The organism is Kitasatospora sp. NPDC094015 (assembly GCF_040304075.1).
Lineage (GTDB): Bacteria > Actinomycetota > Actinomycetes > Streptomycetales > Streptomycetaceae > Kitasatospora.
In genome coordinates this window covers 126,160-138,844 of the sequence record NZ_JBEOUL010000005.1, presented here as the reverse complement: position 1 = coordinate 138,844, position 12,685 = coordinate 126,160, and the positions used below count along the sequence as shown (strand labels likewise).

Here is a 12,685-nt window from a genome sequence, read left to right as displayed (position 1 = left end):
TCCCCCGATCGCGGTAACGTCACCGGCGGATGCGCGGCGTTCCGGCCCTTCCCAGTGGGTATGACCGGTACGTACCGCACCACCGCTGCGCACAGTTGGGGCGAAGCAGTTGAGCCAAGCAAGAGGAAGTGCCGCGGCCGTTCGGCCGCAAGCACCGCGCGCCACCCAGGAGGTGAGGGTGTCCCAGATCGACGGCGAGCCCGGAGTGAAGGACTTCGTGGAGGTCCGGCTGCCCGCAGCGGGGGCCTACCTCTCGGTGCTGCGAACGGCGACAGCCGGACTCGCGGCCCGGTTGGACTTCACCCTGGACGAGATCGAGGATCTCCGGATCGCGGTGGACGAGGCCTGCGCCATCCTGCTCCAGCAGGCTGTCCCCGGGTCCGTCCTGAGCTGCGAGTTCCGGCTGGTCGGCGACTCCCTGCGGGTCACGGTCAGCGCACCGACCACGGACGGCCGGGCCCCCGAGCGGGACACCTTCGCCTGGACGGTGCTCTCCGCACTGGCCGGCGAGGTGGAGTCCTCGGTGGCGGAGGACCGGACGGTCAGCATCAGCCTGCACAAGAAGCGGGGCGGGGCCTCGGCCTCGCTGTAGTCCGGACCTGCCGCAGTGCCCGCCGTACGCACGGTGTCGTATTCACCGCGCGTACGGCGCCCCGTATCGCAGTGCTCTGCGGTACAACCAGTGAGAAGTGCTCCCGGAACGGAACGGGTGATCGCCGTGAGTGATCTGGACCGCACAGCAGCCGCCGCTGGCCCGGCCGCCGCCGACCTGACCGTCCGTGCCGACTCCGCGGTGCTCGACCGCGGTACGGCCGGCCCTGCCGTACCGACCCAGGCGAGCGCCGACCGCACCGCCGCCCAACCCGACGCGCACCCGAAGGACTCCCACCGGATGACCCAGCCGACCGATCCGACGCCGGAGCGGCCCGAGGCGGTGCCCGCGAGCGAGCCCGACGCGGGCGAGCTCCGGGCCGCCGCGGAGGCCGTCCGCAGTGCCGTGCCCGCCCAGGGGCACCGCTCGGGCGCACCGGACCGGGAGGCCGCCAGGGCGCTGTTCGTCCGGCTCGCCGGGCTGCCGGAGGGTTCGCCGGAGCGGGTGGAGATCCGCAACCAGCTGGTCCGGATGCACATCCCGCTGGTCGAGCACCTGGCCCGGCGGTTCCGCAACCGCGGCGAGCCGCTGGACGACCTGACCCAGGTCGCCACCATCGGCCTGATCAAGTCGGTGGACCGGTTCGACCACGAGCGCGGCGTGGAGTTCTCCACCTACGCCACCCCGACCATCGTCGGCGAGATCAAGCGGCACTTCCGGGACAAGGGCTGGGCCGTCCGGGTCCCGCGCCGGCTCCAGGAGCTGCGGCTGTCGCTGACCACCGCGACCAGCGAGCTCTCCCAGCGGCACGGCCGCTCCCCCACGGTGCACGAGCTGGCGGAGCACCTGGGGATCTCCGAGGAGGACGTGCTGGAGGGGCTGGAGTCGGCCAACGCCTACTCCACCCTCTCGCTGGACGTCCCGGACAGCGACGACGAGTCGCCGGCCGTGGCGGACACCCTGGGCGCCACCGACGAGGCGCTCGAAGGGGTCGAGTACCGGGAGTCGCTGAAGCCGCTGCTGGCCCAGTTGCCGCCGCGGGAGCAGAAGATCCTGGTGCTCCGCTTCTTCCGGAACATGACGCAGTCGCAGATCGCCGCCGAGGTCGGCATCTCGCAGATGCACGTGTCCAGACTGCTCGCCAGGACGCTGGCCCAGCTCCGGGAGAAGCTGCTGGTCGAGGAGTGAGTCGCCGGACAGCCGGACGGCCGGGAGGCACCGCCTCCCGGCCGTCGGCCGTTCCGGGGTTCGGGGGCGTGCGGCTGCGGGCCCGCGCCCCCTGGCTCAGGCCCGCGCGTCGTAGAGCAGGCCGGTGACCTTCGGGTTGAGCAGCGCGAGGATGCCGGTCAGGCCGAGCACCGCGACCGCCACCGCGACGGCCGCCATCGCACCGCCGGACTGCCACATGTAGTAGGCGACCGGCAGGCAGATCGAGTTGGTCAGCACCGCCGGGCTGCGGCCCCAGCGGCGGCCGCGCAGCAGCGCCCGGCCGGCCAGCAGCGGCAGCAGGCCCATCAGCAGCAGGACCACTCCGCCGGCCTCGCTGCGGCCCATCGAGGCCGAGTCCCCGAGCAGCCCGGCGACGAGGTCGTAGAGGCCCCAGCCGGTCAGCGCGGCGCCCTCCAGGACGGTGATGCCCGCGCCGAGCAGCAGCGCTGCGGGCCGGGCGGGAGCAGGGGCGGGAGCGGCGGTTTCTGCGGTCACTCCAGCAGGGTAACCGCCGTCCCTCGATCGACGCCCCGTAGGCTGGCGCCATGCGCGCTCTCCTGGTCGTGAACCCCAAGGCGACCACCACCAGCAGCCGGACCCGGGACGTGCTGACGCACGCGCTGCGCAGTGATCTGAAGCTGGACGTCGCCCTCACCGAGTACCGCGGCCACGCCCGCGACCTGGCCCGGGAGGCGGCCGCCGACGGCACGGTGGACCTGGTGGTGGCGCTGGGGGGCGACGGCACGGTCAACGAGGTGGTCAACGGGCTCCTCGCGAACGGCCTGTCCGAGCGGGTGCCCCGGCTGGCGGTGGTGCCGGGCGGCAGCACCAACGTGTTCGCCCGGGCGCTCGGCCTGCCGAACGATCCGGTGGAGGCCACCGGGGCGCTGCTGGACGCGCTGGAGCAGGGGCGGGAGCGGGCCGTCGGGCTGGGCAAGGCGATGACCGAGGGGCTGGAGGACCGCTGGTTCACCTTCACCGCCGGCCTCGGCTTCGACGCGGGCGTGGTGGGCAGGGTGGAGCAGCAGCGCAGGGCGGGACGCAGGTCCACGCACGCGCTCTACGTCAACCAGGCGCTCCGGCACTACGTCACGGAGCGTGAACACCGCCGTTCCGGGCCGGTTTCCCTGGAAATGCATGGCCAGGAGCCGGTTCCCGGCCTGGTCCTGGCCATAGTGTCCAACACCTCGCCATGGACCTTCCTGGGGAACCGCCCGGTGTTCCCCTCACCCTCCGCCTCCTTCGACACGGACCTCGACATCTTCGGCATCACTCGAATGACCGCGTTCGGCACGGCTCGAACGGTCCGTCAGATTCTGCGCTCGCACGCCCCTGCGGACGGGGCTTCCCAGCCCCCCGGGCCGTCCGGGAAGCACGTCGTCTCCTATCACGACGTCCGGCACTTCACCTTGGTTTCACAGGAACCGGCCCCGTTTCAGGTCGACGGGGACCACCTTGGAGACAGGAGTCGCGTCAGTTTCACAGGCGTTCGGCGGGCACTGCGTGTGATTGTGTGACCAGAAGGGGGTCCTGCCCTTCTTCTCGAACGCGCTAGCCCCCTTCACCCCATAGAAGTACGGGCTGTGAGCTAGGCGACACCGAAGAATCAAAAATTCCTCCCCGAAGGGGGTTGTATCCGAGCCCGAGGTTTGCGAACCTCTACATGGCGATCGGGACACGTCGCAGCGACAGCGGGACCTAGCCCTCACGGGCGTGGCCGCGACGAATCCCTTGATAGCCGGAACCCCACCCCAGCACAGACCACCCAGGCCCGATGGGCCTTTGGTCCCTTTTGCTGTTGCGGGATTCGTGAAAGCGTTCACATTCACAAGCCATCGAGTGAGTCGCGCGGGCCGCAGCCCGCCGACCGGAGGAGTTGGACGACCATGGACTGGCGCCACCGCGCTGTCTGCCGCGAAGAGGACCCGGAGCTGTTCTTCCCGATCGGGAACACCGGTCCTGCTCTGCTGCAGATCGAGGAAGCCAAGGCCGTGTGCCGCCGCTGTCCCGTCATGGAGCAGTGCCTGCAGTGGGCGCTGGAGACCGGCCAGGACGCCGGCGTCTGGGGCGGAATGAGCGAGGACGAGCGTCGCGCGATGAAGCGCCGTGCCGCCCGCAACCGCGCCCGCACCGCCTGACACACCGTCAAGCAGCAATCCGATCAACCCATGATCAAGGGCTCCGCCGCATCGGACGGCCGAGCCTTCCGCTTCACGGACCACGTTCGCGCGAGGTCCGACGACGCGAGCGGCCCGGGCACTTGATACTGCTCACTGAGAGCAATATTGTGGAGCTCAGGCGCTCACCGTGTGCAACACGCGGGGCGGGCGTCGCGCCACCCAAGAGCCCCCGTTCCGGCCGACTCCCCCCGACGGCCGGAGCGGGTTGAGAGGCCCTGTCGACCCACCCCCCCCGGTCGACAGGGCCTCGTTTCTCGTTCCGGGCCCGGAGCGCGGGCCCTCCCCCGCTCTGACCCGCCCCCGCCCGCTACGGGACGGGGATCTCCAGCACCACCTTGGTCCCGCCGCCCGGCGCCGCGACCATGTCGAAGGTGCCGCCCAGTTCGCCGGTGACCAGGGTGCGGACGATCTGCAGACCGAGGTTGCCGCTCTGCTGCGGGTCGAAGCCCTCCGGCACGCCCTTGCCGTCGTCCTGCACCGTGATCAGCAGGTACTCGTCCGGCCGGGCGCCCCCGTTCCAGCTCTCCGACCAGCCCGCACCGGACGCCGGGGCCCGCCCGCGCAGCGCGCTGACCTCCAGGTTCCCGGAGGCGGACGGGCCGAACGCGTGCTCCAGGGCGTTCTGCAGCACCTCGGTGAGGATCATCGCCAGCGGGGTGGAGATCTCCGCCGACAGGATGCCGAAGCTGCCGGTCCGGCGGGCCGCCACCCGGCCGTCCTGGGACAGCTCCACGCACATCGCCAGCACCCGGTCGGCGATCTCGTCGAAGGCCACCTTCTCGTCCAGCGCCTGGGAGAGGGTCTCGTGCACGATGGCGATCGAGCCGACCCGGCGGACCGCCTCGTCCAGCGCGGCCCGGCCGGCGTCCGAGTCCATCCGGCGGGACTGCAGCCGCAGCAGGGCCGCCACGGTCTGCAGGTTGTTCTTCACCCGGTGGTGGATCTCCCGGATGGTGGCGTCCTTGGTCATCAGCTCCCGGTCGCGGCGCCGCAGTTCGGTGACGTCGCGGCAGAGCACCAGCGAACCGGTCAGCACGTCCTTGGGCTTGAGCGGGATCGTCCGCAGGGTCACCACCCCGCCCTGGGCCTCCACCTCGGTCTGCCGCGGCGCCCAGCCGCTGGCCATCTTCACCAGCGCCTCGTGCACGGCGCCGCGCGAGGGCGGCACCAACTCGGCGGTGGTACGGCCCAGATGGCTGCCGACCAGGTCGGTGCTGAGCCCGATCCGGTGGTAGGCGGAGAGCGCGTTGGGGCTGGCGTAGGTGACCACGCCGTCCATGTCCAGCCGGATCAGCCCGTCGCCCACCCGGGGCGCGGCGTCCATGTCGGCCTGCTCGCCCGGGTACGGGAAGGTGCCGGCCGCGATCATCTGGGCCAGGTCGGAGGCGCTCTGCAGGTAGGTGAGCTCCAGCCGGCTCGGGGTGCGGACGGTCAGCAGGTTGGTGTTGCGCGCGATCACGCCCAGCACCCGGCCCTCGCGGCGGACCGGGATCGACTCGACCCGGACCGGCACCTCCTCGCGCCACTCCGGGTCGCCCTCGCGGACGATCCGGCCCTCGTCGAAGGCCGCGTCCAGCAGCGGCCGGCGCCCGCGCGGGACGAGGTGGCCGACCATGTCGTCGTGGTACGAGGTGGGGCCGGTGTTGGGGCGCATCTGGGCCACCGAGACGTAGCGGATGCCGTCCCAGGTCGGGATCCAGAGCACCAGGTCCGCGAAGGAGAGGTCGGAGAGCAGCTGCCACTCCGAGACCAGCAGGTGGAGCCACTCCACGTCGGCACCGGTGAGGGTGGTGTGGCGGCGGACGAGTTCGTTCAGCGAGGGCACACACCGAGCGTAGCCAACGGCCGCCGGGGGCGGCCTGCCGGAGTGGGCCGCTCCGGTTGTCCAGACCAATCCCGGCACTCCTCTGGACAACCCAGATTGGTCTAGTCCACAATGAAGGAGCACCAAGGAGAGACCCCCCGCGCACACTGCCCTGACCGCGCGAGGCCCCTCCTCGGTCGGACACCGTCGGCCTGGAGTCCCGCACAACTCCCGGCCCCCTCGATGTCCGACGACAGCTCCGGGCTGCGGTGCCGCGCAGGTTGAGGGTCCTGCGTCGGCGCCGTGGCCCGTAGTGCTTTCCGGCGCCGGGGAGCACCGACCCCCGCCGGCCCCGCCGGCCCTGCCGGCCCCCGCCGGTCAGTGCGTCTCGGTGACCTTCGCGAGGGCGCGGGGCGCGTCCGGGTCCTGGCCGCGGGCGATGGTGACCTCGTACGCGAGCAGCTGGAGCGGGAGGATCTCCAGGACGGGCTGGACCTCCTCGGGCACCCCGGGCGGCAGGACGAAGCCGGCGGAGGCCGCCCGGACCTGCTCGCGCTGCCCGATCACCACCAGGTCCGCGCCACGCCCCCGCAACCGGTCGAGCACCGGCTGCAGCGCCTCGCCGCCCTTGCCGTCCGGCACGATGGCGATCACCGGCGAGACGTTGTCCACCATCGCCAGCGGCCCGTGCAGCAGGTCGGCGCCGGAGAACGGCGAGGCCGGGATGTAGGTGGTCTCCATCAGCTTGAGCGCCGCCTCGCGGGCCGTCGGGTAGCCGTACCCGCGCGAGGTGATCACCAGCCGCTGGGCGAACCGGTACCGCTCGGCGAGCGCCCTGACCTCGGCCTGCCGGGCCAGCACCCCGGCGGCGAGCCCCGGCAGCACCCCGGCCGCCGCCCCGTCGCCGCCGCGCAGGCCCTCCACCAGCAGGTAGAGCGCCAGCAGCTCGGCGGTGTAGGTCTTGGTGGCCGGCAGCGCCTTCTCCGCGCCCGCGAGCACGTCGATGTGGAACTCGGAGACCTCGGCCAGCGGCGAGGCCGCGTTGTTGGTCACCGCGAGCGTGATCGCCCCGGCCTCCCGGGCGGCCTTGGTCGAGGCCACCAGGTCGGGCGAGCCGCCGGACTGGCTGACGGTGATCACCAGCACGTCGGTGAGGTCCGGCTTGGCCCCGTACGCGGTGGTGGTGGACATCGAGGTGAGGCCGGCCGGCTTCCCCAGCAGCACCTCCACCAGGTACTTGGCGTACAGCGCCGCATTGTCGGAGGTGCCGCGGGCGGTCAGCAGGACGAACCGGGGGCCGCGGGAGGCGATCTCGGCGGCGATCCGGCGGATCCTGGGGGCGCCCTGGTCGAGGATCCGCTGCAGGACGGCCGGCTGCTCGGCCATCTCCGCCGCCATGATCCGGCCCGGGGCCGGGGAGAGGGTCTGAGGGTCGGACATCTGTGGTGCCTCCGATGAGATGGATCGACCCCGCGGCGGGCGGCTGCCCGGCGGGGACCTCTACGGCGGCGAGTCCGCACACTCGCTGCGGGCGCCGGTGGTCGTCCCGGCGCCCACCGGAATCCTACGGCCGGGCCCCCTGGCGGGCACCCCTTCGGGCGCCCGCCAGGTGCCTGGCCGCGCCCCGGCTCAGGACGGGTTGTTGATCAGCTGGTCGATCTGCGCGTCGGCGGTCTTGGTCGCGTCCTCGACCGACTTCCCCTTGAGGATGTCGGTCAGCATGGTGACCAGGATGTTCTGCTTCTCCACCGCGCCCCACCCGGGCGCCATCGGGATGAACCAGGCGTCCGGCACCGCGTTGGCGGCGGCCGCGGTCTGCGGCTTGGTCCGCAGCGGGCCGAGCTGGGCGAGGTTGTTCGGCAGGGTGTCCTTGTCGACCAGCACCTGCTGGGACTTGGTGGAGGTGAACATCCGGATCCAGTCCGCGGCCAGCTCCGGCGCGGCCGACCTGGAGGTCACCGCCAGGTCGGATCCGCCGATGAAGGAGGGCAGCGGCTTGCCGTTGGGGCCGGGCATGCCGGCCAGCTTGACGGTGTCCTTGAGCTTGGGGTCGCCGGTGATCGGCGCGACCGCCACCGACACCTCCCAGCCGTTGCCGTAGAGCATGGCGGCCTTGCCGTGGCCGAGCACGTTGGCCTGGTTGAGCTCGTTGACCTTCCAGTCGCCCCGGTTGTACTTCTTCACCAGGTCGACGAAGTGCTGCACGCCCTGCTGCGACTTGGGGTCGCTGAGCGTGCCGTGCCAGACGCCGCCCGAGTCGAAGCGGGCGATCGCCCCGCCGTACGCCGCCACGTAGGACATCGCGGCGTACCAGTAGGGGCCGGGCAGGTAGAGCGCGGAGAAGCCGGCGTTGCCCTTGTTCTTCGCCTGGATCCGGTCGAGCGCGGAGAACAGCTCGTCCTCGGTGGTGGGCACCTCGGCGCTGCCGGTGGCGTCCTGGAACAGCTGGGAGTTGTAGATCCCGACCCGGGCGCCCGCGTAGTACGGGACGCAGTAGATCTTGTCCTGGTACGTGCAGGTGTCGGCGAGGCCCTTGATCCAGCTGTCCGAGTTGTCGAAGGTCGACCGCTCCACCGGGGCGAGCGCCCCGCCGAGGATGTACTTCATGGTCTCGGTGTTGCCGAGCTCGACCACGTCCGGCGCGGCCCCGGCCTTGATCGCGTTGTCCAGGTTGGCGATCTTGTCGGTCCAGTTCTGGTAGCTCAGTCTGAGCTCGACCTTGGGGTACTTGGCCGCGAACTGGTCGTTGACCTGCTGGACCAGCTCGGGCCAGGTGGTCTGGGCCTCGTTCATCAGCCACACCGTGACCGTGCCGGTCATCGTCTTCGGATCGGGGGCCGCGGCGGCGGGCTTCTTCGCCGGTCCTTCCGATCCGCAGCCTGCCACCGTGGCCAGCAGGACCGTGGCTCCGAGAGCCGCCAGGAACTGACGCTTCACGCATTCCTCCGATGACGGACGAGGTCTGCGCTGTGGAACAGACCGGATTTCCGGATACTGGCCTAGACCACTTAACGCGTCAACGCGCGACCGACGGGCAGGCGGCTTCCGTTGCAGACCCGTTGTCAGACGTGAGCCGTGCGCGTCAAGAGGGCCGCTTTCAGGTCCGGCTGAGGCTGGCTTAACCCACCCTTGAGGAACCACCGGTCCATCGCTGCGACCACCCTCCGGACCGCCCAATTCGCACCGTTTCAGGGCGATTTGCCGGGAGGGTTGGTCCGGACCAACCCCGAACGGCCACCGACAGTGCACGGTCGCATCAAGCGTTGGTAACGGGTTGCGCAGAGCGCTGATGAACCCTTGACGCCCTTCATTGGTCCATGCCAATCTCCAGGCGTTGGTCTAAACCAATGGTCTACTCCACCGCGCGGATCGCACCGCCGACCTCGGCAGTTCGTGTTCGCGCCATCCGGTGACAACCCCCCACAGGCACAGCGAAGCTCAGGGCTCTGGCCCGACAGCCCGGTGCCATTCCTTGCTCATCCCTCTGGAGGATGGTTTGAACCGCAAGATCGCAGCCGTGGCCGCCATTGCCACCGTGCTCGTCGCCTCTGCTTGCTCCTCGTCCGGTTCCAGCAGCGACGCCAAGCAGGCGACGCTGAGCAAGGACGGCAAGGGCAAGACCGTCACCGTGTGGCTGATGGACGACGCGCAGAAGGGCTGGCCGGCGGTTGTCGACGCCGCCAAGAAGCAGTTCGAGGAGGAGACCGGCGCCACCCTCAAGATCGAGTGGCAGACCTGGACCAACTACACCACCAAGCTCGACACCGCGCTGCTCTCCGGCAACGCGCCCGACGCGCTGGAGCTCGGCAACACCCAGGCCGCCAAGTACATCGAGGCCGGCTCCTTCGTCGACCTGACCGGCGTCAAGGGCCAGTTCGACAACTCGGACAAGTGGCTGGACTCGCTCGCCGCCTCCGGCCAGAGCGCGGACGGCAGCAAGACCTTCGCCGTGCCGTACTACGCCGGCGCCCGCGTCCTGATCTACCGCAAGGACCTGTTCGCCGCGGCCGGCGTGACCGCCGCGCCGACCACCCTGGACGAGCTGAAGGCCGGCCTGGCCAAGGTCAAGGCCGCCAACGCGAGCGTCCCCGGCTTCTCGGCCCTCTACATCCCCGGCCAGAACTGGTACACCGCCACCGCGTTCGGCGCCGGCGGCTTCGGCGTCAAGAACGTCATCGCCAAGAAGGACGGCGACAAGTTCACCGGCACGCTGACCGACCCGAAGTTCCTCGACGGCATCAAGACCTGGAACGACCTGCAGAAGGAGTTCTCGGTCGGTGGCACCACCACCGACGAGGCCACCCAGGACGCCCTGATGGCCAAGGGCAACATCGCCGCCATCATCGGCGCCGGCTGGGAGGTCGGCTCGGTCGTCGACCCGAAGACCGGTGACCCGAGCCTGGCCGACAAGCTCGCCACCATCGCCGTCCCCGGCACCGCCGCCGGCTCCCCGACCCCCGCCTTCCTCGGCGGCTCGGACCTGGCCGTGCCGGCCAAGGCCGCCAACGCCGGCCTGGGCGCGACCTTCCTGCAGATCTACACCAACACCAAGCAGCAGACCGAGCTGGCGAAGTTCGCCATCCCGAACAACAAGACCCTGGTCGCCGCCTACAAGGCCGCCAAGCCGGAGAACAAGGCCGCCGGTGACGCGGCCGAGGGCTCGACCTGGTTCATCCCGAACTCGCCGCTGTGGTCCGGCGCCGACGAGACCGCGCTGAAGAACGCCTTCGGTGCCATCGCCGCCGGCGGCGACGCGGCCGCCGAGCTGAAGAAGGCTCAGGACACCATCGTCAAGGACCTGAACGGCTGAACCCGCTGACCGCAGTGCCGTCGGGAGCCCGCCGGGGCTCCCGGGCCTGCCAGCGCCGATCGCCGAGGGGGTGGGCAGTTCGCGAGGTCATGCGGACTGCCCACCCGCGCGCGAGGACCCACCCAGTTCGCGGGCCCGGGAAGGACCCTGATGAGTGTGACTAGCAACGAGACCCTGACCCGGTCCGAATCGGCCCCGCCCGCGGCGCCGGCACGGGCCCGCCGCGGCTTCTTCGCCTCCGGCCGCCACATCCCCTACACGCTGATCCTGCCGGCCGCCGCCGTGCTGGTGGGGATCATGGCGTACCCGCTGTTCAGACTGTTCGACCTGTCGTTCCAGAACATCAACCGGTACGCCTACATCGTCAACCCGTCGCTGGGGAAGTACATCGGGTTCGAGGGCTTCACCAAGATCCTGGGTGACGGCCAGTTCTGGGAGGTCGTGCTCCGCTCGGTCTACTTCACGGCCGAACTGGTCATCCTCTCGATGGTGCTGGGGATGCTCTTCGCGCTGCTGCTGAACCGGGTCTCGAACTGGGTCAAGGTCACCGTCATCACCGTGATGATGTTCGTCTGGGCCATCCCGGCGCTGGTCAGCGGCACCGTCTTCCGCTGGCTGTTCGCGAGCAACGGCGGCGTGGTCGACTACATCGGCTACCTGCTCACCGGCGACGAGTCGGTCAAGCACTACGACTGGTTCGGCGACCCGACGGTCGGCCTCTACGTGGTCTGCGCCGCAGTGATCATCTGGGGCGCGCTGCCGTTCCTGGTGCTCGGCCTCAACGCCGCGCTGACCCAGGTGCCCAAGGAGCTGATGGAGGCCGCCAAGCTGGACGGCGCCGGGCCGCTGCAGGCGTTCCGCCACGTGGTGATCCCGGTCATCCGGCCGTTCCTGCTGGTCACCACCGCGCTCAGCTTCATCTGGGACTTCCAGGTGTTCGCGCAGATCTTCTCGATCCGCAACACCTCGCCCGAGGACGGCTACTGGACCATCGGGATCTACCTGTACGAGAAGGGCATCGTCGCGTCCAAGTACAGCGACAGCTCGGTGATCTCGATCGCCATGATCGTCCTCATGCTGGCGGTGCTCGTCTTCTACATCCGCCAGATGCTCAAGATCGGAGCCAACGAGCGATGACCACCGTCGACGTGCAGGCGGACCGCCCGGCGCAGCCGGCCACCACCGCCCCCAAGGTCAGGACCAAGGTCCGCGCCACCGGCGAGAGCCGGGGCATGACCTGGGTCTGGAACACCCTCGGTCTCGGCTTCGCCGCCGTGATGGGCTTCCCGATCTACTGGATGATCATCACCACGTTCAAGACGAACAAGGACCTGATCTCCAAGGACCCGACCTTCTGGCCGAGTTCGTTCTCCTTCGACAGCTACACCACGATCTTCGACGACAAGGCCTTCCTGCCGGCCCTGCAGAACACCGCGGTGATCACCCTCGGCTCGGTGCTGCTCGGCCTGGTGATCGGCTTCCTCGCCGCGGTCGCGGTCGCCCGGTTCGACTTCCGCGGCCGCAACTTCTTCATCGTCACCATGCTGGTGGTCCAGATGGTGCCGCTGCTGGCGATCCTGATCCCGCTCTACGTGGTGATGAACGAAGCCGGGCTGACCAGCTCGCTGTTCGGCGTGGTCCTGGCCTACCTGGTCTTCACCGTCCCGTACGTGGTGTGGACCCTGCGCTCGTTCATCGTGAACATCCCGGCCGAGCTGGACGAGGCGGCCATGGTCGACGGCTGCACCAAGTGGGGCGCGTTCTTCCGGGTCATCCTGCCGCTCACGCTGCCCGGTCTGATCACCACCGGCGTGTACAGCTGGATCCAGGCCTGGAACGAGTTCATCGTCGTCAACACCATGCTCAGCAGCGGCGGCAAGCAGACCTCGATGGCCTGGCTGACCTTCTACGCCACCACCCCCACCCGTGGCGCGGACTACGGGGCCCAGATGGCCGGCGCCCTGCTGGTCTCGCTGCCCGTGATCCTGATGTTCGTGATCTTCCAGAAGAAGGTGTCGGCGGGCCTCACCGCCGGTGCGGTCAAGGGCTGACCCCCTCATCCCCACCCCACCGCACCTCTGCACCTCATC

The 12,685-nt window shown here is 70.1% G+C and carries 11 protein-coding genes; 7 read left to right on the top strand and 4 right to left on the bottom strand.

The features are described from left to right. Positions 1–178 precede the first annotated feature (178 nt). Positions 179–592 (top strand): ATP-binding protein, encoded by a 414-nt coding sequence (locus tag ABT014_RS08610; protein WP_350637923.1) that lies wholly within the window; start codon positions 179–181, stop codon positions 590–592. Between the two features lie 201 nt (positions 593–793). After that, positions 794–1,780 (top strand): RNA polymerase sigma factor SigF, encoded by a 987-nt coding sequence (locus tag ABT014_RS08605; protein WP_502894910.1) that lies wholly within the window; start codon positions 794–796, stop codon positions 1,778–1,780. Positions 1,781–1,876: 96 nt separating this feature from the next. Here ABT014_RS08605 and ABT014_RS08600 read toward each other — a convergent pair whose 3' ends face one another. Continuing rightward, positions 1,877–2,296: a hypothetical protein gene (locus ABT014_RS08600; protein WP_350637921.1), complete on the bottom strand. Its 420-nt coding sequence runs from the start codon at positions 2,294–2,296 to the stop codon at positions 1,877–1,879. Between the two features lie 50 nt (positions 2,297–2,346). Between ABT014_RS08600 and ABT014_RS08595 the strand changes: the two genes are divergently transcribed. Together ABT014_RS08595 and ABT014_RS08590 are read left to right on the top strand one after the other, a co-directional pair. Beyond that, entirely contained in the window at positions 2,347–3,318 is a 972-nt protein-coding gene (locus ABT014_RS08595) for a diacylglycerol/lipid kinase family protein (RefSeq protein WP_350637920.1), read from the top strand. Between the two features lie 369 nt (positions 3,319–3,687). Then, a complete protein-coding gene (locus tag ABT014_RS08590; RefSeq protein WP_014138019.1) occupies positions 3,688–3,939 on the top strand; it encodes a WhiB family transcriptional regulator in 252 nt (83 codons plus the stop codon). Between the two features lie 349 nt (positions 3,940–4,288). Here ABT014_RS08590 and ABT014_RS08585 read toward each other — a convergent pair whose 3' ends face one another. From ABT014_RS08585 to ABT014_RS08575, 3 genes are all read right to left on the bottom strand, one after another. Beyond that, a complete protein-coding gene (locus ABT014_RS08585) occupies positions 4,289–5,806 on the bottom strand; it encodes a histidine kinase N-terminal domain-containing protein (protein ID WP_350637919.1) in 1,518 nt (505 codons plus the stop codon). A 357-nt stretch (positions 5,807–6,163) separates the two neighbouring features. Next, positions 6,164–7,225 (bottom strand): SIS domain-containing protein, encoded by a 1,062-nt coding sequence (locus tag ABT014_RS08580; RefSeq protein WP_350637918.1) that lies wholly within the window; start codon positions 7,223–7,225, stop codon positions 6,164–6,166. Positions 7,226–7,414: 189 nt separating this feature from the next. Further along, positions 7,415–8,722, bottom strand: a complete 1,308-nt coding sequence (locus tag ABT014_RS08575) for an extracellular solute-binding protein (RefSeq protein ID WP_350637917.1) — start codon at positions 8,720–8,722, stop codon at positions 7,415–7,417. A gap of 559 nt (positions 8,723–9,281) precedes the next feature. On the opposite strand from ABT014_RS08575, the gene ABT014_RS08570 reads away from it, so the two are divergent. From ABT014_RS08570 to ABT014_RS08560, 3 genes are all read left to right on the top strand, one after another. After that, positions 9,282–10,595 (top strand): extracellular solute-binding protein, encoded by a 1,314-nt coding sequence (locus ABT014_RS08570; RefSeq protein ID WP_350637916.1) that lies wholly within the window; start codon positions 9,282–9,284, stop codon positions 10,593–10,595. A 150-nt stretch (positions 10,596–10,745) separates the two neighbouring features. Further along, entirely contained in the window at positions 10,746–11,732 is a 987-nt protein-coding gene (locus ABT014_RS08565; RefSeq protein WP_350637915.1) for a carbohydrate ABC transporter permease, read from the top strand. Beyond that, a complete protein-coding gene (locus ABT014_RS08560) occupies positions 11,729–12,646 on the top strand; it encodes a carbohydrate ABC transporter permease (protein ID WP_350637914.1) in 918 nt (305 codons plus the stop codon). The genes ABT014_RS08565 and ABT014_RS08560 overlap by 4 nt, the downstream gene beginning before the upstream one ends. The last annotated feature ends 39 nt before the right edge of the window (positions 12,647–12,685 follow it).